The 279-nt window shown below is 67.0% G+C and carries 1 pseudogene; it reads left to right on the top strand.

Features of this window, described 5'->3' with window-relative positions:
• Window positions 1–12: 12 nt before the first annotated feature.
• Window positions 13–147 (top strand): annotated as a pseudogene (locus A1830_RS23455) (Ig-like domain-containing protein); the annotation flags it as partial.
• Window positions 148–279 lie beyond the last annotated feature (132 nt).

Below are 279 nucleotides of genomic sequence, written 5' to 3'. Positions count from 1 at the left end.
CAGGACCAGCACGGCAACCCGCTGGCCGGCCAGAAGGTCACTCTCAGCGCCAAAGATAACGGCGTCACGCTCAGCGCCGCCAGCGTCACCACCGCGAAGGATGGCACTGCCACCTTTACCGCCACCAGCACCACGGCGGCCGCTTACGCCGTCAGCGCGACCCTCGGTAACTCGTCCAAAACCACCACTGTGACCTTTATCGCCGATGCCACGACCGCCCAGGTCAGCGCCCTGACCGTCACCACCGATAACGTGGCCGCCAACGGCACGGCCCAGGCC

This window comes from Erwinia sp. ErVv1 (genome assembly GCF_900068895.1).
In the GTDB taxonomy this organism is placed as follows: domain Bacteria; phylum Pseudomonadota; class Gammaproteobacteria; order Enterobacterales; family Enterobacteriaceae; genus Erwinia.
This window is presented reverse-complemented; position numbering and strand designations above follow the sequence as displayed.